Consider the following 18,836-nt stretch of genomic DNA (forward strand, 5'->3'; position numbering starts at 1 on the left):
CCCGAAGAATAGCGTACACTTGTACGCTGAGCAAGAGTTGTTAATCACGCTTTAGCCAGTTAAGCCATCGTGACGGAGAAAAAAATCCTCCCTCAGCTTTCACTGGCTGTTGAGCTTCATCGATCCGTTGTTGGATGATGCCCAAAAGAGACTCGTCATCATTCTCAGTCACCCAAGGTAAGGACATTAACAGTTCAAGCGCTTGATCAACGGTGCTAACTGGCCATAGGTGAAACTGCTGAAGTTTGACTGCCTCAATGACCTCATCAGACAACGAGAGGTGGCAACAATTCCGTTCGGGTAAAATAACACCTTGTTTTCCGGTCAGACCCTGCTGTGAACAGAGAGAGAAGAAGCCTTCAATTTTTTCATTCAAGCCGCCGACAGGCTGAACATTGCCAAATTGATCGACAGACCCTGTCACGGCAAAAGATTGTTGCAGGGGTTTCAGAGAGAGTGCGCTAATCAATACTGCCAATTCAGCGAGGGAAGCACTGTCGCCATCGACCTCAGCGTAGGATTGTTCAAAGACCATCGATGCAGTGAACGGCAGCTGTTGTTCAAGCTCTAATTCGGCTATTAACCAGGCCTCGATAATCATCATCCCTTTAGCATGAATATTGCCAGACAACTCAGCCTTACGTTCGACATCATTAATCTCACCGTCACCATAATGCACGAGGCAACTGATGCGCGCAGGTTCACCCCACGGGCGTGGGTGACCCGGCAGGTCGAGGACGGATAGACCATTAATCTGTCCAATCCTTTTGCCGTCTGTTTCCAATAAGCTGTGTGGGGCGGCAAGATCACGTTGTAAGGTGTCGGGCAAATAACTCTCACGCCATTCTTGCTGTGCAAGTGCCTCGCTGAGGCTATTTTCTGTCAGATTTTGCCCCGCAGCATAGGCGGCACCCAGTTGCTTATGTAGCCATGTTGGATTAATCGGGAACCGCTGTTGCTCATTCGTGTAGCGTGAAGCTTCGCGTGTTAGGCGCAGCATAAAGCCTACATCCGGTGGGGGAAGCGCCAAAGCCTGTGCTTGTGAGGCAACCCAACTCGCCCAATCCATAAACTGCTGATCAGTCGTGATTTCGGCAGTGTCTTCTATTTCGGTATAGATTGCATTGGCGTGCAATACGGGCTCATTCTCACTGAATTCAGCCAAACTTTCTCGGCTCCCGACTAATACTAATTTTACAGATAGGGGGTAGTCCGGAATATGGATAGGAATAGGGCGACGAGGATCTGGAGAATACCAGGCTATCCGATGTTCGCTTATAAAATTTTTTAACCGCAACCACATCAAGGGTTGCGAAAGAAGACAGTGAACAGAAAGAATTAATGTTCCCCCATTCGCTTTATGCAATAGGCCTAATTCCGGCGTCCAGCTACCTTGCTGTTCAGTGAGGTAACCAAATAATTGATCTGATTCAATCCAATCCGCATAATAAACTGTAGAGCGAGTCTCATGACTGGCTAATTTTTCTAATTGGAATTGGTTTGTAGCGGGCGAATGATAAGCCCACTGGTCAACAGTTTTAACTGGCAATCTCTGCTCGACAATTTGAGCGAGCGCTTTCACATTAGTGGGATGCTCCTCAAGCTTAATCAACAGTAATGGCTGAACAGGATTAAGGTCAAGTTGATCGATAGCGTTGAGCAACCGTGGCTGCAACGATTCTACGCCAGACGCACTGGATGATAAGCCCTGAGAAAAAAGCGGAGCTAAATACTGGGCGTCGGGGATAAGTTCTTGCCATGAAAGTGTTGAGCTAGTCAAAGTAATCTTATTTTGCCTTGGACATAAAACAGCAATTATACCGTAGTTCGGCAGTAGACACCATGTAACCAAGACGGGACGAATGCGGGGTTAAAATTGTCTGCAGAAAAGCCCAAAGCTGGTATTCTAGTATTAAGTGATTAATTTTAAGGAACCTGATGAAATATTTACAGCTAGAGAATCTCGAGTCAGGCTGGAAATGGAAATATCTCCTAAAAAAACACCGAGAAGGGGAATTGATCACGCGTCATATCGAGCAATCGGCGGCAGACGAGGCAGTAAGATTGCTGATAGATTACGAGCATCAACCTGAAAATATCTTGCGGTGGATTAACGAGCATATGAACGCTGATCTGTCTGTGAGAATGAGCCAGACGATTCGGGCAAGGCGTAAGCGTCACTTTAATGCTGAACAACAACATACCCGTAAAAAATCTATCGATCTAGAATATTTAGTATGGCAGCGTTTAGCGGGCTTGGCTCAACGACGAAGCAGTACGCTCTCCGATACAATTGTACAGTTAATCGAAGATGCAGAGCGAAAAGAGAAATATGCCTCTCAGATGAGTTCCCTTAAAGAAGATTTAGCCTCGATTTTAGGGACAAAAAAAGGATAAAAAAAAACCCCGCCTAAGCGGGGTTTTTTACAATGTTATCTTAGCCTTGTGGCTGAGAAACAACATCTTTAACGCCTTTAACTTCGATTTCTACGCGACGGTCTGGACCTAAGCAGTCGATCAGAGCAGCACGTTTCTTAACGTTGTCACAGGTGTTACCAGTTACTGGGTTAGATTCACCCATACCGCGTGCAGAGATCTTGTTAGAAGGGATACCTTTAGATACTAAGTAATCCACAACTGATTGAGCACGTTTCTCAGACAGGTTTTGGTTGTAGCTGTCAGAACCGATACGGTCAGTGAAGCCCAGAACAACAACAGAACCGTCTTTAGGATCTAAGTTGCTTAACTGAGAGTACAGTTGGTCAAGAGCTGATTGACCAGAAGTTTTCAGCGTAGCTTTGTTGAAGTTGAACAGCACGTCTGATTTCAGAGTGAAGTGCTTAGTTTCAACAACTGGAGCTGGTGCTGGAGCTGGAGCTGGTGCTGGAGCAGCATCATCTTGACCGAAACGGTAAGATAAGCCCAGGCTCAGCATGCCGTTATCAGGACGTGCGCCAGTGGTGTTACGGTCACCGATGTTGTTAACCCATTGGTACTCTAAACGAGTTGCCCAGTTTTTGTTCAGAGCGTACTCTAAACCAGCTGCAGCTAATGGAGAAACACCAGTGTCGATGTTGCGATGACCTTGGTAATCTTTAGCGTCTACACGCCATAACATTCCACCTAAACGAGAGTAGATGTCTAAGTCATCAGTGATTGGGTAGCTGAGTTTAGCAGCAAGTTGAACACCTTGACCGATGAATGCGCCGTGGTTTTGACCAGTATATTTCATACGGCCTAACCAGTCATAACCCATTTCGAAACCTAAGTATGGGTTTGCTTGATAACCAACGAATGCACCAGCACCCAGTTGGTTGTCACGCGCTTCATTAGTCACTTGGTAGTGGTTACCAGAGAAACCGGTGTCGTGGTATTGGGACCAACCTAATTTACCACCAACGTACCAAGTGTCGTCTTTTGGTGCAGCTTGAGCAACAGTAGTTGCTAAACCTGCTAGTGCCACTGCAATTGCGATAGCTGTTTTTTTCATTTTGCGCCTCGTTATCATCCAAAATTGGCAATGAGCATAAAATTTGCTCTGGGTTGCAATTCTTCGCTGGGTCTTTTTCGCTCGTTTTATACTCAGCTAAAACTGGAGGTTTTTGAGCACCCTAGCGAGTTAAAGTCTACAACGTGTTTAAAAACTTACAAGTAAGATATAACGATGTACAGTAAAAAACAGCATTTTATACACATTTAGTTACATTTAAAACTGAACTTCATGCACTATAAAAAACTGAATAAGCCTTGGAAACGTTGTCCTGCCTGAAAGTGGTAAATAATTAGGCATAAATAAATTCTGATAAATATTTTCTTCAGATAAATCTCAATAAAGCTAAAGAAATGCAAAAGTGGGAATTTTTTGATGACTCATCTGTCTGGTCGAACGGTTATGTGGTGAGTTTTTGTGCAAAATGAAGACGACGGTATCCGATTCTTTGGCTAAAAAATCGAGACTATTTTGCTGTTCCGCTGATAGAGTACTGTCTAACCATACAGTAATGACACTATAATTACCGGACTTTAGGGCCTGAGTCATGGAATCCCTCTTTTGATCATCGTCAAGCATAGGGATTTGTACTGATTTGCTCAATGAAATACCGGAATGCTCTAACCACGAACGGTCTAGCTTATTTTCAGGAGTTAACCACAACATCCATTTCGCCTGTTGCCCCAGCTGCTTTATTGCTGGTAATAGCAATAAATTGAGTAGGGTGGGTGAAGCATTATCGTAGCAAATTTGATTAATACCGCCGATTGACGTGGTGACCTCAGGAATTGCATGCATTTGCTGAGAGAAATCATTAACAGAATGGGGTGTGATCATGGTTAGCTCCTGTTTACTGTATGGATATACAGTAATTCTACTTTAGCTAAAGATCAATCATTTCTTGCATCCAAAAATAGATTTGGAATGCGTCACGAGCATTTTATATTTATTAATTGAACAACTAATTTAAATTATTTAAGGTGAATAAAATGATAAGGATATTTATATCAATAGGTTAGCTTGTTCGTGATCAGGAGGATCGAAATGAATAGTTCTCAACAGTGTATTGTTCTGTATCAAAAAAAAGTTCTCCACCTCGGGGCCATTGTCGCTAAAACCCAGTTTGGAGGCTATTCACTGTCATTAGGTGATGTGGTGTTTGCGCTCGTTAAGCAGGGTACCCTTTACTTACGTGGAAGTGAGGCGATGTCCCACTATCTCGTTAATCACCCACTTACTCCGTTTATTTTCTGTAAACGAGGCAGCGCCATTTCACTTAATTATTTTAAGGTTGACGAAATGTTGTGGCAGGACGAGGTAAGTCTTTTAAAATTATCTCGAGAGGCATGGCGAGACGCGCAAAATTGTCGTTCCTATAAGCAGGCGCACCGCCGATTAAAAGATCTGCCTAATCTAGGAATACGTTTTGAAACGTTATTACGTGAAGTCGGTATTCATACCGAAGAGCAATTGCGGCAAACGGGTGTTGAGCAATCTTGGACGTTGATGCATGAACGCAATAAACATTTAGGCTTGCCTACACTCTTCTATTTGCAAGGGGCCGTTATGGGGCTACACCATGCTGTGCTACCCCTCTCCATTCGCGAAGAATTAACGGCTTGGCATAAAGAGTTCACCAGCCGTTGTACTAATAAGACAAGTCACAACCTTAGGTTAATAAGAGCGGCGGTTTAATCTTATTTATTTCACTTAAGGTGTGGATAATTAATGAAACTTGTTGAATGATGAGCGCTTTTTGAGGTTCATCATCAATCTCGACTGATTCTGCCAGTAAAGTTAACGTCTTAAGTGATTGCTCGACCTCGTTGTGATTGAACTGCTGATAGCCTTCTACACAATCAGTCAGCCCGTATAGTAGATTGAGGAGTTGAGCATTGTGCGTATGCTGTCGATGTGAGCCCAATGCCGCGATGTAGCTCAATAGACTGTGGTTGGTACAGAGGATTGAGAATGAAGCTTCTTTAGCTTCTGCAGAAGACCAGGCTTTATTTTCTGCTAAGGCGATGACAGAGGCTAATTCAGCATCGGCATTATGGGCCTCCCGACGCGCGATACGATAGGACACACGATTATCTTTACCGTCTTGGTATTGCTGGGTGACAGCCTTTAAATAGCGCACGTTTGCCCTATAGGCTTTGTTAATCACCGTTGAAAACTGTCGGTAATGCCAATCGGGGAAGATAAAGGTTACCGCAAGCCATGCTAATCCGCAGCCGACCAGTGTATCGATAATACGGGGTAACGCAACGTTGAAACCTTCACCCAAAAGGTTGAAGCAAAATAGGACCATCAATGTGATAAACAAGGTGGCCTGGGCGTACTGGACTTGCCTGAACAAAAAGAACAATACGCCAAAAAGTACAATGGCGACTAACTGTCCTGGTAAAGAGGGGATAAGCCAGAGTAGGGGGAGTCCAATCAATATTCCTGCTAAGGTTCCAATAACCCTCAATGCTAAGCGTCGCTTGGTGGCGGAGTAGTTCGGTTGACAGACAAAGAGTGAGGTAAGCAGTATCCAATAACCGCGCTCTAAACTTATCGATTGTATAAATAGGTAACCTAAGCAGAGGACTAGACTTACGCGAACAGCATGTCTAAATAGCGGCGACTTTGGTGATAGATGGCTTTTAAAACGTGATTTGATATCTTGCCAGCCCTGAATACCTTCAAAAGAAAGCTCGGTATCGATCTTTTGCCAATCAGTATTCGATAGCTGATCTGAGGCGACAGAAGCCAATTGTTGATCGACTGCGCGTAAATTTTTTAGTAGCCAACGTAACCGTTCACAGGTCTCCTTTTCTGCAACAAGGGAGACTCGTTCCAATGCAACGTCTGCATTGGTAAGTGCGCGCTCAAAATAACGACTGTGATGGTAGTCTTGCTTGGTTTGCAGACTTTCTGCTATCTCTCGACAAGCCATTGCTTGATATCGCAGTAAACGCTCGCAACGGAACATTAATTCGTTAAAGTGCCAATTATCTTGCAAGCGGAGATGGTCGATATGCGATGAACTTGCCCGTTCATGGATCTCTTGCGCGACAAAGTAATAAAGCAATGCCCTTCGGCTAGTGCTACTTGCCCGATCACCGCGTAGGCGACTCTGGATAGCTGTTTTCACAATATTGAGTTGCTGTACTAACTGGCTATTCGCCATCGACAATTTATAGAGAGGGCGTTCGCCATGGGCTATACCATCCGGGTCAAACAGTGCGGCTTTGGCTTCTAAATACTTTGCGAGCGAGTTGTATGTATTAATTAATTGTGCGTCAACCGGACGGGCGGGGAAGAGGAGATGGTTAATGAGTGTGAAAAGGTAATACACCCCAGCGCCCGCTAAAAGGAACAGGGGTTGAATATACCATTTGGGGAAAAGTCCAATCCCCAACATCGTATAGATGGCAATTAAAATAGCACCAAAGGCAATCGTAGCGTAGCGTTGACCCAAGGCACCCAGCATGATGAATATCCAGCTCGAAAGCCCTAATCCCAAGACAAAGAGTAGGGGATGGGGAAAGAGCAGTTCAACACTAATGGTGGCGATAGCAAAACAGACGAGCGTGATCACAATATTTTTAAGTCGGCCCGTTAACCGATCGTCGATATCAGTTAACGCCGCTGCGACTATCCCTAAAATCAGAGGGATAGTCCAAATCACCGTATGATGACGCCATGCAAAAAGCGCGACACAGCTCATCGCAACAAAAATTCGGACCGGCTCTTGCCACAAACGGTTCAGAATATAGTATTGCCAGTGTTTGTGAAGCGCGCTACGACTGGCCATGATTAGTTTCCGTATTGCAGGCGTGCAGCATTCTCACGCGCGATTTGGGCTTCCTCAACGCTGACCACTCTGCGTCCTACCGGCCATAATGCGATAACGGCGATTTTAAAATGTGCTATCCCGGTCGGGATGCCAATCAGGGTTAAGCACTGCGCAATTCCAATTGAAATATGGGAAAGACAGAGCCACCAACCGAACAGGATGAGCCACACAACATTCAATAATGTCCCACCTGAATTCATCAGCTTGCTTTTATTTTCGGGTCTGAGTAAGTCGACGTGAATAGCCTCGTTACCGAAGGGCACGAATGAAAGCTTAGTGATCTCCCAGCATGAGCGGGTGAGAGGAAGCGTAAAAATAAAGACGATAGTCAGTAAAGTGACCAACAGCCACGAAAAGCTCGTAATGAAACCGCCTAGGAAGAAATTTAAAATATTCAGCACACTTCGCATGCAATGATTATCCCTTTTTAACAATGTATCGAGGTAGATTTAGCTGGAGGCCCAGCCTATTGGCAGTTAAAATCGAAAACTGAGATAGTGTAAAACAATGGCCAGGTGCATGGAACTAAAAGCAACGTCAATCGGAAAGAAGCTCGCACAACACCCCTATCATCGGGTTCGAATGCTTACTGCAGGTGTTGAAGTTTCTGGTGATCATCATGAATATATCATTCCTTTTAATCAATTGATTGGCGTGCGCTGTAAGCGCGGGGTGGTGTGGGGAGAGCTAGAGTTTCAATTAGCGGATGATAAGGTTGTGCGGCTACACGGCACTGAATGGTCTGAAACGCAGCAATTTTGGCAATATCTGATGAAGTCATGGCAATCTTGGACACAGCAAATGGTCGTGATCAGTGACCAAGTGCTTTCTGAGCTGCAGCAGTTTATTCTCGATACCGTGCAAAAAGATCATTGGCTTACTCAAGATGCGTTGCAAGGGCTACAAACGCATATTCAAGACGCACTGACCGCTCTACCGTTACCCAGCGAACGCCTGCAAGCATTTGCTGACAGTTACGCGCGTTGGCAATTTTGCCATGCATGGCTTACCGCGCCCGAATCACAGCGACAATTACGTAATCGCCAATGGATGACCCAACTTGAGTCGCGCTACACTGAATTCTTTGCGACCGTTGAAAGCTCACCTTTGAATACCTCTCAGCGTCAAGCTGTGATGAATGATGAAAAATCAGTGCTGGTCTTGGCGGGTGCCGGGAGTGGTAAAACCTCGGTATTAGTCGCAAAAACGGCTTGGCTAATAATGCGTAAGCAGGCGCAAGCAGAACAGATCCTCATCCTAGCCTTTGGGCGGAAAGCCGCCGAAGAACTCAACCAGCGGATAACCCTACGTACCGGCGAATCAGCGGTGACGGCGAAAACATTTCATGGATTAGCCTTGGCGATAATCCAGCAAGTGACTAACAAAACGCCCACCATTACGGATCTAGAAAATAATACCGCTGAGCGACATAAGTTATTACTGGATCAGTGGGTTGAGCAATGTAGCCAGAAAAAAGCTGCGGCGAACCAGTGGCGACAGTGCCTAGAAGACGATCTTGGTTGGACATTGACTGAAAACGCTTTTTGGCAGCAGCCCGAAATTCAGAAAAAGATCCCCCTTATACTCGATAAGTGGTTGGGACTTGTCAGAATGCACGGCGGTACTCAAGCTCAAATGATTGAGCAAGTGAAAGAAGAAGATCGCCCGCTTTTCTCAAAGCGTATTAAATTGATGGCACCGATGGTCAAAGCGTGGAAAGCAGCGTTAAAAGCGGAGGGGGCTGTAGATTTTTCGAGCTTAATCGAACAAGCCTGCGGCCTAATTGAGAAAGGGCGCTTTATCAGCCCCTGGAAATATCTATTAATTGATGAATTTCAGGATATTTCCCCGCAGCGAGCCAGATTAATTAAATTACTTCGCCAGCAGAATAAACACAGCCACCTCTATGTGGTGGGCGACGATTGGCAAGCCATCTATCGCTTCGCTGGTGCACAGCTCGATTTAACCACTAAATTTTCTCACTTCTTTGGTGAAGGCGCTGTGTGCCATCTGGACACGACTTACCGTTTTGATCAGCGGCAAAGCGATATAGCGGCACGATTTATTCAACAGAATCCCGCACAGATCAGTAAATCGATTACCAGTACGCGTCAAGGAAATAAGAAGTCGGTCACCTTACTGGTGGAAACGCAACTCGAGGCGTTGTTTGATAAGCTCAGTGGTTTTGTTACGCAGCAAGAGACTATTTTAGTACTGGGTCGGTATCACTACCTTAGACCTAAGGCGCTCGATAAAGCGGCGACCCGTTGGCCAAACCTTACTATCGACTTTATGACTATTCATGCCAGCAAAGGACGTGAAGCGGATTATGTCATTCTCTGTGGGCTTAATGCGGGAAAAGAAGGGTTCCCAGCGGAATCACAAGAGACCATTATCGAGCAGGGACTGCTCGTCGAACAAGAATCTTACCCTTATGCAGAAGAGCGCAGACTGGCTTACGTTGCCATGACAAGGGCAAAACAGAGGCTATGGCTGCTGTTTGATCCGAAGAATGCCTCTCCCTTCGTTGAAGAATTAAAGCAGTCCGGTGTAGCTGTTGCGAAAAAACCTTAAGCCCCGATGGGGCTTAATGACGAAGCAGGGGAGAGGTGATTTTTGAGCGAACGCGCTCGGCGATATCATCCAGTTCAGGATTATCAAGATGCTCGCTAGAGATTTCACCTGTTAATTGCGATTCAGCCACATAGGTCTGGACCGTCTCGCCGCCTTCATCTTCCATCACCACATAATACCAAGGGAGGACTAACAGCCCTTCATGGATGATAAGAGTGGTCGGTGTCGGCGTTTGTAACGCATAGGCCGGGTCCATATCGACAATCACCCCCAAAGCGCCCGTCAATTGATGACGGACTTGCTGACCAATTCCAAATTTACACTTGATCATAATAGTCTCCAATCCTGTATTGATAGGAGATCTGGGGGCGATAAATCATTTTTCAAGTCAGTAGACTTGGCAAACAAAGCCTTTTAAGTACAAACCTTCCGGATAGGCGCTACTTACCGGGTGGTCGGCGGCTTGGCGGAACTGCTCAATAAATTGCGCAGTTTTCCCTGCATCGACGGCGGCATCGGCAACAATTTTTTGAAACAGCTCAGTCGTCATCAGGCCTGAACACGAGAAGGTCAGTAGGAAACCGCCTGGACGCAATAGCTGCATGGCAAGCATATTGATGTCTTTATAGCCGCGACAAGCGCCCATCAGTTGATTTTTATTTTCAACAAATTTTGGGGGGTCCATCACGATAACGTCGAAACGCTGGCCTTCATCGCGATAACGGCGTAATAACTTAAACACGTCATCTCGTAGGAACTCAGCTTTTGATAAATCGAGTCGGTTAAGCTCGATATTTTGACGCGCAATATCGAGGGCTTCTTGCGATGTATCGACGCTCGTGACTTTCTTACATCCACCTATTAAAGCAGAGACTGCAAATCCCCCGGTATAGGAGAAGCAGTTCAAGACCTCGGCATCTTGTGCATAACGACGTAAGCCAAAGCGGCTGTCACGTTGATCGAGGTAATAACCGGTTTTATGGCCTTTTTGGATATCGACCAACAGCTTCATACCGTGCTCGGTAATGGGTAACAGCGCCGGTGGCGTATCGCCGGAAATAACGCCCTGAACTTGTTCTAAACCTTCTTTCTTCCTGACGGCAACGTCGGAGCGTTCATATAAATGGCAATCGGGGAAAAGTTGCTGCAGCGCCGTCGTCAGGGCCGGGCGTTGGTATTCAGCGCCCGCTGACAAGAGCTGTAGCACGAGAAATTGACCGAATTTATCAATAGTGATCCCTGGCAAGCCATCGGACTCTCCGGCGATTAAGCGATAGCTGTCCAGATCATCTTTTGCAGCAAGCCAAGTGCGTAATTTCAGGGCTTGCTCCAACTTACGAGCAAAAAAAGCAATATCGATAGATTCCGCTGGATCGAAGCTCCATACTCGTGCACGAATTTGGGAGGAAGGCGAGAACGCGGCTTTCGCTAACCAGCGGCCGTTGGCATCGCAGACATCAACCGTTTCGCCCGATGTGGCTTTGCCTTCCATTTTATTAATTGCCCCAGAAAAGATCCAAGGGTGCTTGCGAAGCAGTGATTTTTCGCGTCCTTTTGCAAGGATAATTCGTGCAGTCATAGTCTTCTTTACGTTAAAAGTCATATAAGGGTGTGCGGTCAATAAGCACGTTTAGTGGTCTAACGAAGGAGTGTGTTACAAGCACTTAGCGGGCTTTGGTAATCCCGCGATTTTGGTCGCTTGTTTTGCCGGTCCATCGGGAAAAAGGCGAAATAAATAACGGCTATTTCCTTTCTCTTCGCCGAACGTCTTCGCCATCGCTTTCACCAGCATTCGAATGGCGGGTGAGGTATTGAATTCAGTATAAAAATCTCTGACGAATAGGATCACTTGCCAATGTTCTGGCGTTAGCGTGATCTGTTCCTGCGCGGCGATGACTTCTGCCAATGCTTCACTCCAGTCACTGCTCGTCTTAAGGTAACCTTGGTTATCTGTTTCTATTTCTTTATTGTCGAAAATCATCGTTAACATCTCATAAAACCCTAAACAGAATGGTATCAAGGTTTTTACCCAAAAAAATAGCCTTTATTTCTAAAGGCTAGATTCTTGTCTGTGATGGCTTGGATTAATCGTTGCGAGAAGCAAATCCTAGCAGGCTTAGTAAGCTCAAAAAGATATTGTAAATCGAGACATATAAGCTGACGGTGGCGCGAATATAATTCGTTTCACCACCCTGCACGATATTACTGGTCTCCCACAGAATCGCAGCGGAAGAAAACAGGATAAACAGGACACTAATTGTCATTTGTAGAGCAGGGAGTTGCAGAAAAAGATTGGCGATGACAGCGACCAGCAGTACCACAAAGCCGGTCATTAACATACCATTTAAAAATGACATATCACGGCGTGTCGTCAGCACATAGGCCGAACAGCAGAAAAAGACCAAGGCGGTGCCGGCTAACGCGAAGGCTATGGTCTCGCCCATACCGGTACTTAAATACCGACTCAGGATAGGTCCTAAGCAATAGCCTAGAAATCCAGTAAAGGCGAAAGCGGCCAAAATACCGATGGGCCGATCAGCGAGACGATGAGTCAGAAACATTAAGCCGTAAAACCCTACCAAGGTCAGAATGAAGCCGGGGGCTGGTAGGCTGAAAACAATACTGGCGGTGGCGGTCATAGCAGAGAAGGCGAGGGTTAACCCCAATAAGAAGTAGGTATTTCGTAAAACCTGATGTGAGGCCAATACTTGGCTTTGGCTGCGAGCAGTAATGATTTTTTCCATGATGATCCCTTTTATTATTTTTTACTCGCACAAATTAATCTACACGCCGCGAGGATTGAAGGGGGTTTACCCATCTTTACCTCCCCTCTACGGGGTTAAAAGCGGTTTTTTGCCTGTTTTATCGTCATAAAAATAGTTTTTGTTTGTTTTTCAAGCGAACGGTGCATTTCACTATTTACAATGTATAGGGGAGTGTTTATAGTGCGCCTCATTGCGGAGGGGTGGCCGAGCGGCTGAAGGCAGCGGTCTTGAAAACCGCCGATGGGCAACCATCCGAGAGTTCGAATCTCTCCTCCTCCGCCACTCTTTAAGAAACCAGCCTACGGCTGGTTTTTTGCATTTCTGCTGTAGCCTATATTCTTCTCTACCTCTATCTGCCCGCTAACCACTGATACTGATGGAATAGGTCAGATCCACGGCAGGCCCTTTTTCTAGAGGGTATTTCAATTTGTTGTCTTTACTGTAAAAGGAGAGTCTGTGAAATCGCCTGTTGCGTTGAAGGTATCTCGGCAAGAAGCCACGTTAATCCTGATTACTATGTTATGGGGTGCGACATTTCTTATTGTCCATCACGCCATGCAAATCGCCAGTCCCTTCTTTTTTGTTGGCGTGCGTTTTGCTGTTGCCGCACTACTGTTATCAGCGTTTTTTTGGCGAAGTCTAGCGGGTATTACGGTAAAAGACCTGCAAGCCGGGGCGCTGATTGGCTTATGCATCGCGATAGGCTATAGCTTCCAAACGTGGGGTATGCAGACCATTTCCAGTAGCCAATCGGCCTTTATGACCGCGATGTATGTTCCTTTGGTTCCTTTATTACAATGGGCCTTTCTCAAGCAGCCCCCACGGCTGATGTCTTGGTGTGGCATTATCTTAGCGTTCGTTGGCTTATTGTTATTGTCCGGTAACACCGGAGAGAGCAGCCAAGGGGTGGGAATTGGTGAGTACGTGACATTGCTCAGTACCTTAGCCATCGCTGGGGAGATTATTTTGATCAGTGGTTATGCTGGTCAGGTCGATACCAAACGGGTCACCATCATCCAGTTAGCTGCTGCCTCGTTATTCTCATTTTTATTTATGGTACCCGCGGGAGAAACAGTGAGTCATTTCTCACCAACGGTAATTCTTAGCGCAGCGGGATTAGGCTTGATGAGTGCCATTATCCAATTAACCATGAATTGGGCGCAACAAAGCATCTCACCGACGCGAGCAACGGTAATTTATGCGGGTGAACCGGTATGGGCTGGTATTGTGGGGCGAATTGCGGGCGAAATTTTACCGAGTTTAGCCTTACTCGGCGGGGTATTAATTGTGGCTGGGGTATTGGTCAGTGAGTTGAAAATTAAACGTCGATCTCAGCAAACCTGATGGAAAAAGACGGGCCGTTCAGCCCGTCTCCTGATGTCTTACGACTGAATCGATTTACGTTTGAAAAACCAACCAATGGCTAGCAATACAAACCACAGCGGTGTAACACTTAACGCTTGACGTGTATCAGGCTGCAAGGTTAATAGCACGATGATAAAAGCGAAAAAGGCGAGTACTACCCAGCACATGACCACGCCACCAGGCATTTTAAACGACGAATGCTGATGCTTCTCTGGGAACTTTTTGCGGTAGGCAAGATAAGAGCAGAGAATAATTGACCAAACGAACATGAAGAGGATGGCGGAAACAGTTGTGACCAGTGTGAAAACAGTCATTACGTTCGGGATAAGATAGATTAACGCCACGCCTAAAAATAGACATAAACACGAGAACAATAATCCATTCACTGGTACCGAACGCTTAGAGAGTTTGCCAAACATATTCGATGCCACGCCCTGCTCTGATAAGCCGAACAGCATACGACTGGTTGAGAAAATACCACTGTTGGCGGAAGAGGCTGCCGAAGTGAGTACCACAAAGTTGACGATGCCTGCGGCGGCTGGCAGACCAATTAATACGAACATTGCAACAAAGGGACTGCGCGCGGGATCAATTTCATTCCATGGCGTTACAGCCATGATCACACAGAGCGCTAATACGTAAAACATAATGATGCGCAGTGGGATGGAGTTGATAGCCTTAGGCAATACTTTTGCCGGGTTATGGGTTTCCGCGGCGGCTGTCCCCACCAATTCGATCCCCACAAAGGCAAAGACGGCAATTTGGAAACCGGCGAAGAAGCCAGACAGCCCCTTAGGAAACATGCCACCGTGAGACCAAATGTTGTTGAGTGACGCATAGGTGCCATTAGGCAGCGCATAATGCGACGCGACCAGCACAATACCGACCACAATTAAACTGACAATGGCGACGATTTTAATAATCGCGAACCAGAACTCCATCTCACCGAATAATTTAACGGTGGCAATGTTGAGTATCAGGAAAGTGGCGACGCAGAGTATCGCGCTGAGCCACACCGAGAACTCTGGAAACCAAAATTGGAAGTAGGCGCTGATGGCCACAATATCGGCGACACCGGTTACCACCCAACAGAACCAGTAAGTCCAGCCGGTAAAGTAGCCAGCCCATGGACCGAGGAGATCCGCTGCGAAATCGCTAAACGATTTATATTCCAAGTTAGCGAGTAATAATTCACCCATTGCGCGCATAACAAAAAAGAGCATAAAGCCGATCAGCATATAAACAAAAATGATCGATGGGCCGGCAAGGCTAATCGTTTTGCCTGACCCCATAAACAAGCCGGTTCCAATGGCCCCGCCAATGGCAATTAATTGAATATGCCGGTTGTGTAAACTGCGCTTAAGTGAACCCTCACCCGTATTGGGGTGCTGAGGATCGGAGAGATTCGTCATGAAAAATTTCCTGTGATGATGATGGTCAATCGTTGTTGTTATTTTTAGAGCGTACTAAGGGTTTGTAACATACTCTACTTCGTTTTGAGAATAGGGGGGTGGGGGATTTGGTTCATATCAAGCTAAATAAATGAACAGCGGTGAAAATACCTCCTGAAACAGGAGGTCATCGTCGATTAGGCAAGGTAAGCCGTTTTGATTTGTTGCAGGGTTGCAGAGAACTGAGCTTTATCTTCGCCGTCTTCTAAGGTCGCAAGTTGGCGTTCCATACGAAGAATTGCTTTACCTGCATCAACCTGCCCCATGGACTTGAGCATACAAGCCAATAACATTTTCATACAGGTGACTTCTTTCGACAAATTTTCAACATCTTGAGCAGTTGTGATTGCTTGGCTCATTATGTTTTCTCCAATAGATGAAATAAATTGGGCTGAGTGTACCACAATAACTTTATTTCTATATAGCAGCGTACCTAGCTGATAGTGGTTATCTGCGCCATAATAAGGAACAGTGCGGCAAGGTAGAGGCAACATCCAGCCATAATAGATAAATAGTAGACTTAGGACGGCGGCGTGACTGAACGATTTGATGCAAAAGAATTTTTAAAACATGTAACGCACCAACCTGGCGTATACCGAATGTACGATGCCAAAGAACAGGTGATTTACGTTGGTAAAGCGAAAGACCTCAGAAAACGACTGAGCAGCTACTTTCGTCAAAATGTTGGCAGTCGTAAAACAGAAGCTTTAGTGGCGAATATCGCCCAGATTGATGTCACCGTAACCCATACCGAAACCGAAGCCTTATTGCTTGAGCATAACTATATCAAGCTTTATCAACCTCGCTATAACGTATTACTACGGGATGATAAATCCTATCCCTTTATCTTCCTAAGTGGGGACAAACATCCTCGTTTGGCGATGCACCGTGGCGCAAAACAGGCGAAGGGCGATTATTACGGCCCTTTTCCTAATGGTTATGCCGTTAAAGAAACGTTAATTTTATTACAGAAAATATTTCCTATACGTCAATGTGAAAACAGTGTGTACCGTAACCGTACACGCCCTTGTTTACAGTATCAGATAGGGCGTTGCCTAGGCCCCTGCGTAGAGGGCTTGGTCAGCGAGGAAGAATATGCGCTGCAGACAGACTATGTGCGTCTGTTCCTCTCTGGGAAAGATGATCAGGTCCTACGTCAGTTAGTCTCAAGAATGGAGCAAGCGAGCCACGACTTAAAATTCGAAGAAGCGGGAAGACTACGAGATCAAATTCAAGCGGTGCGCCGCGTTACCGAGAAACAGTTTGTCTCCAATCAAGGGGACGATCTGGATGCTATCAGCGTGGCCTACGATGCGGGATTAGCCTGCGTGCATGTGCTTTTTATCCGTCAAGGCAAAGTCTTAGGTAGCCGCAGCTATTTCCCTAAGGTGCCTGCCGATACCGAGCTTACCGAAGTTGTCCAAACCTTCGTCGGCCAATTTTATCTTCAGGGCAGTGAGTCTCGGTCGTTACCGACGCAAATTCTTGTCGATTTTCCGTTACCGGAAAAAGAGGTACTTAGTGAATCGTTGACTGAATTAGCGGGCCGGAAGATCCAACTGCAGACTCAACCCCGTGGCGATCGGGCTCGCTACCTGAAACTAGCGCGGACCAATGCCACATCGGCATTGGTGGCAAAACGGTCGCAATACTCAACCCTCTCCCAACGTTTTAAGGCACTGACAGAGTACCTTCAGTTGCCGACACTGCAACGTATGGAGTGTTTCGATATTAGCCACACGATGGGCGAACAAACTATCGCTTCCTGTGTGGTCTTCGATCCACAAGGGCCGGTACGTGCTGAGTATAGACGGTTCAATATTGAAGGCATTACACCGGGCGATGACTACGCCGCTATGCGCCAAGTCTTACGCCGCCGTTATGGCAAGCCTTTAGAACCCGAGAAAATTCCTGACCTGATTATTATTGACGGCGGAAAAGGACAGCTAGCCCAAGCGATTGAGGTATTTGCTGAACTCGATGTCCCGTGGGATAAGACCAAACCGTTACTACTCGGGGTAGCAAAAGGTAGCGACCGTAAAGCAGGTCTTGAAACCTTATTTAAATTACCGGTCGGCGAGGGGATGTCCTTACCTGCGGATGATCCAGCGCTACACCTTATCCAACATATACGCGATGAGTCACACAATCATGCGATTGCCGGACACCGCAAAAAACGCGCTAAGGTTAAATCGACCAGTTCGTTGGAAGATATAGAGGGTATCGGGCCAAAACGTCGCCAGCAGCTGTTGAAATATATGGGCGGGTTACAGCCGCTGAAAAACGCCTCAATTGAAGAAATAGCCAGCGTTCCAGGTATTTCTCCGAGTCTGGCTGAAAAAATATTCTATTCACTCAAACACTAGCATTGAAACAGGGTGCACAATGTAGGAACATAAGGCTTCGCTCTCACTGCTAGGCCTTTGTTGCATATGCAATTTACAATACCGACGTATCTCACGTTTTTTCGCGTAATCTTGATCCCATTCTTCGTGCTTGCGTTTTATCTTCCTTTTAGTTGGGGGCCAACAGCGACGGCGCTTCTTTTTGTTATTGCTGCGGTAACAGATTGGTTCGACGGTTTTCTTGCTCGCCGCTTAAAACAAACAACTGCCTTCGGTGCCTTCCTGGATCCGGTTGCCGATAAGGTATTGGTGGCTATAGCCCTTGTTCTCGTGACAGAGCATTTTCATAGTTGGTGGATTACCTTACCCGCAGCAACCATGATTGCCCGCGAGATTATCATCTCAGCATTACGCGAATGGATGGCAGAAATTGGTAAACGCAGTAGTGTAGCGGTGTCGTGGATTGGCAAATTTAAAACCAGCGCACAGATGTTTGCATTGCTTGCACTGCTCTGGCGGCCAAGCGAGGCCTTCACTATCGTCGGGATCATTGCATTATACGTTGCAGCCATCCTTACGTTCTGGTCGATGTTTCAGTATTTAAAAGCTTCCAGCAACGATCTAATGAATTCTTAAGCAGTTTTTGTTTATCAATACGTCATTATGATGTTTTTTCAGTCGGTCGCGACTGAAATACCAAAAAAAGTGGCTATGGCTATTGCCAACCCCAAGAAGACAGTCCATAATAGCCACCATTCCGAACAGGGATATGAATTAACGCTTTGAAAAACAAGAAGTTAATTCGAGTTAAAGCAGTTTACTTGCAAAAGCAAGTATCAGAATTAAGGCGCGTTGGCAGAGTGGCTATGCAGCGGATTGCAAATCCGTGTACCTCGGTTCGACTCCGGGACGCGCCTCCAAATTCTGCCCAGGTGGTGAAATCGGTAGACACAAGGGATTTAAAATCCCTCGGCTGTAAGGCTGTGCGGGTTCAAGTCCCGC

Annotated in this window: 17 protein-coding genes and 2 tRNA genes; 8 read left to right on the forward strand and 11 right to left on the reverse strand. The window is 46.2% G+C overall.

Going from position 1 to position 18,836, the window contains the following annotated elements; translation table 11 throughout:
• Positions 1–40 precede the first annotated feature (40 nt).
• The gene (locus HGT71_RS11115) at positions 41–1,780 is read right to left on the reverse strand and encodes an AAA family ATPase (RefSeq protein WP_214217810.1); all 1,740 of its coding nucleotides are present in this window, start codon (positions 1,778–1,780) and stop codon (positions 41–43) included.
• Positions 1,781–1,938: 158 nt separating this feature from the next.
• On the opposite strand from HGT71_RS11115, the gene matP reads away from it, so the two are divergent.
• Positions 1,939–2,397: a macrodomain Ter protein MatP gene (matP, locus tag HGT71_RS11120; protein WP_214217811.1), complete on the forward strand. Its 459-nt coding sequence runs from the start codon at positions 1,939–1,941 to the stop codon at positions 2,395–2,397.
• Between the two features lie 40 nt (positions 2,398–2,437).
• Here the strand turns inward: matP and ompA are convergent, their stop codons facing one another.
• Positions 2,438–3,490 (reverse strand): porin OmpA, encoded by a 1,053-nt coding sequence (gene ompA, locus HGT71_RS11125; RefSeq protein WP_214217812.1) that lies wholly within the window; start codon positions 3,488–3,490, stop codon positions 2,438–2,440.
• Positions 3,491–3,835: 345 nt separating this feature from the next.
• Complete coding sequence (locus HGT71_RS11130) at positions 3,836–4,327, reverse strand: SulA-like leucine-rich domain-containing protein (RefSeq protein ID WP_214217813.1); 492 nt, start codon at positions 4,325–4,327, stop codon at positions 3,836–3,838.
• A gap of 207 nt (positions 4,328–4,534) precedes the next feature.
• Between HGT71_RS11130 and HGT71_RS11135 the strand changes: the two genes are divergently transcribed.
• Complete coding sequence (locus HGT71_RS11135) at positions 4,535–5,185, forward strand: TfoX/Sxy family DNA transformation protein (protein ID WP_214217814.1); 651 nt, start codon at positions 4,535–4,537, stop codon at positions 5,183–5,185.
• On the opposite strand, the gene yccS is transcribed toward HGT71_RS11135, so the two are convergent.
• Both yccS and HGT71_RS11145 read right to left on the reverse strand, forming a co-directional pair.
• Entirely contained in the window at positions 5,160–7,292 is a 2,133-nt protein-coding gene (yccS, locus tag HGT71_RS11140) for a YccS family putative transporter (RefSeq protein WP_214217815.1), read from the reverse strand. The genes HGT71_RS11135 and yccS overlap by 26 nt on opposite strands.
• Before the next feature lie 2 nt (positions 7,293–7,294).
• Positions 7,295–7,744: a YccF domain-containing protein gene (locus HGT71_RS11145; protein WP_048911927.1), complete on the reverse strand. Its 450-nt coding sequence runs from the start codon at positions 7,742–7,744 to the stop codon at positions 7,295–7,297.
• 109 nt (positions 7,745–7,853) lie between these two features.
• On the opposite strand from HGT71_RS11145, the gene helD reads away from it, so the two are divergent.
• Complete coding sequence (gene helD / locus HGT71_RS11150; protein ID WP_214217816.1) at positions 7,854–9,908, forward strand: DNA helicase IV; 2,055 nt, start codon at positions 7,854–7,856, stop codon at positions 9,906–9,908.
• A gap of 13 nt (positions 9,909–9,921) precedes the next feature.
• Here helD and hspQ read toward each other — a convergent pair whose 3' ends face one another.
• The 4 genes from hspQ to yccA form a co-directional block, all read right to left on the reverse strand.
• Entirely contained in the window at positions 9,922–10,239 is a 318-nt protein-coding gene (hspQ, locus tag HGT71_RS11155; RefSeq protein ID WP_214217817.1) for a heat shock protein HspQ, read from the reverse strand.
• Positions 10,240–10,296: 57 nt separating this feature from the next.
• A complete protein-coding gene (rlmI, locus tag HGT71_RS11160) occupies positions 10,297–11,487 on the reverse strand; it encodes a 23S rRNA (cytosine(1962)-C(5))-methyltransferase RlmI (protein ID WP_214217818.1) in 1,191 nt (396 codons plus the stop codon).
• Between the two features lie 75 nt (positions 11,488–11,562).
• Positions 11,563–11,889, reverse strand: a complete 327-nt coding sequence (tusE, locus tag HGT71_RS11165) for a sulfurtransferase TusE (RefSeq protein ID WP_214217850.1) — start codon at positions 11,887–11,889, stop codon at positions 11,563–11,565.
• A 103-nt stretch (positions 11,890–11,992) separates the two neighbouring features.
• The gene (gene yccA / locus HGT71_RS11170; RefSeq protein ID WP_214217821.1) at positions 11,993–12,652 is read right to left on the reverse strand and encodes an FtsH protease modulator YccA; all 660 of its coding nucleotides are present in this window, start codon (positions 12,650–12,652) and stop codon (positions 11,993–11,995) included.
• A 215-nt stretch (positions 12,653–12,867) separates the two neighbouring features.
• Between yccA and HGT71_RS11175 the strand changes: the two genes are divergently transcribed.
• A tRNA-Ser gene (locus HGT71_RS11175) sits at positions 12,868–12,955 on the forward strand.
• 174 nt (positions 12,956–13,129) lie between these two features.
• Positions 13,130–14,017 carry a DMT family transporter gene (locus tag HGT71_RS11180; protein ID WP_338327779.1) on the forward strand — a complete coding sequence of 296 codons (888 nt, stop codon included), beginning with the start codon at positions 13,130–13,132 and terminating at the stop codon, positions 14,015–14,017.
• 38 nt (positions 14,018–14,055) lie between these two features.
• Here the strand turns inward: HGT71_RS11180 and cycA are convergent, their stop codons facing one another.
• Together cycA and HGT71_RS11190 are read right to left on the reverse strand one after the other, a co-directional pair.
• On the reverse strand, positions 14,056–15,450 hold the full coding sequence (gene cycA, locus HGT71_RS11185) for a D-serine/D-alanine/glycine transporter (RefSeq protein WP_214217822.1): 1,395 nt from the start codon (positions 15,448–15,450) through the stop codon (positions 14,056–14,058).
• Positions 15,451–15,626: 176 nt separating this feature from the next.
• Positions 15,627–15,848: a DUF2594 family protein gene (locus tag HGT71_RS11190; RefSeq protein ID WP_099822343.1), complete on the reverse strand. Its 222-nt coding sequence runs from the start codon at positions 15,846–15,848 to the stop codon at positions 15,627–15,629.
• 174 nt (positions 15,849–16,022) lie between these two features.
• Here HGT71_RS11190 and uvrC point away from each other — a divergent pair, with 174 nt between their 5' ends.
• The 3 genes from uvrC (at position 16,023) to HGT71_RS11205 (ending at position 18,754) form a co-directional block, all read left to right on the forward strand.
• Positions 16,023–17,855, forward strand: a complete 1,833-nt coding sequence (gene uvrC, locus HGT71_RS11195) for an excinuclease ABC subunit UvrC (protein WP_214217823.1) — start codon at positions 16,023–16,025, stop codon at positions 17,853–17,855.
• Positions 17,856–17,921: 66 nt separating this feature from the next.
• Positions 17,922–18,470 carry a CDP-diacylglycerol--glycerol-3-phosphate 3-phosphatidyltransferase gene (gene pgsA, locus HGT71_RS11200; protein WP_048911939.1) on the forward strand — a complete coding sequence of 183 codons (549 nt, stop codon included), beginning with the start codon at positions 17,922–17,924 and terminating at the stop codon, positions 18,468–18,470.
• A 210-nt stretch (positions 18,471–18,680) separates the two neighbouring features.
• Positions 18,681–18,754, forward strand: a tRNA-Cys gene (locus HGT71_RS11205).
• Positions 18,755–18,836 lie beyond the last annotated feature (82 nt).

This window comes from Rosenbergiella epipactidis, from assembly GCF_018494055.1.
Lineage (GTDB): Bacteria > Pseudomonadota > Gammaproteobacteria > Enterobacterales > Enterobacteriaceae > Rosenbergiella > Rosenbergiella epipactidis.

What these genes read in the sequence shown, in the direction of transcription:
- HGT71_RS11130 (WP_214217813.1), bottom strand. Translation starts at nt 4,327, where the DNA reads ATGATCACACCCCATTCTGTTAATGATTTCTCTCAGCAAATGCATGCA.
- HGT71_RS11190 (WP_099822343.1), bottom strand. Translation starts at nt 15,848, where the DNA reads ATGAGCCAAGCAATCACAACTGCTCAAGATGTTGAAAATTTGTCGAAA.
- hspQ (WP_214217817.1), bottom strand. Translation starts at nt 10,239, where the DNA reads ATGATCAAGTGTAAATTTGGAATTGGTCAGCAAGTCCGTCATCAATTG.
- matP (WP_214217811.1), top strand. Translation starts at nt 1,939, where the DNA reads ATGAAATATTTACAGCTAGAGAATCTCGAGTCAGGCTGGAAATGGAAA.
- HGT71_RS11135 (WP_214217814.1), top strand. Translation starts at nt 4,535, where the DNA reads ATGAATAGTTCTCAACAGTGTATTGTTCTGTATCAAAAAAAAGTTCTC.
- ompA (WP_214217812.1), bottom strand. Translation starts at nt 3,490, where the DNA reads ATGAAAAAAACAGCTATCGCAATTGCAGTGGCACTAGCAGGTTTAGCA.
- tusE (WP_214217850.1), bottom strand. Translation starts at nt 11,889, where the DNA reads ATGATTTTCGACAATAAAGAAATAGAAACAGATAACCAAGGTTACCTT.
- HGT71_RS11145 (WP_048911927.1), bottom strand. Translation starts at nt 7,744, where the DNA reads ATGCGAAGTGTGCTGAATATTTTAAATTTCTTCCTAGGCGGTTTCATT.
- yccS (WP_214217815.1), bottom strand. Translation starts at nt 7,292, where the DNA reads ATGGCCAGTCGTAGCGCGCTTCACAAACACTGGCAATACTATATTCTG.
- yccA (WP_214217821.1), bottom strand. Translation starts at nt 12,652, where the DNA reads ATGGAAAAAATCATTACTGCTCGCAGCCAAAGCCAAGTATTGGCCTCA.
- rlmI (WP_214217818.1), bottom strand. Translation starts at nt 11,487, where the DNA reads ATGACTGCACGAATTATCCTTGCAAAAGGACGCGAAAAATCACTGCTT.
- cycA (WP_214217822.1), bottom strand. Translation starts at nt 15,450, where the DNA reads ATGACGAATCTCTCCGATCCTCAGCACCCCAATACGGGTGAGGGTTCA.
- pgsA (WP_048911939.1), top strand. Translation starts at nt 17,922, where the DNA reads ATGCAATTTACAATACCGACGTATCTCACGTTTTTTCGCGTAATCTTG.
- helD (WP_214217816.1), top strand. Translation starts at nt 7,854, where the DNA reads ATGGAACTAAAAGCAACGTCAATCGGAAAGAAGCTCGCACAACACCCC.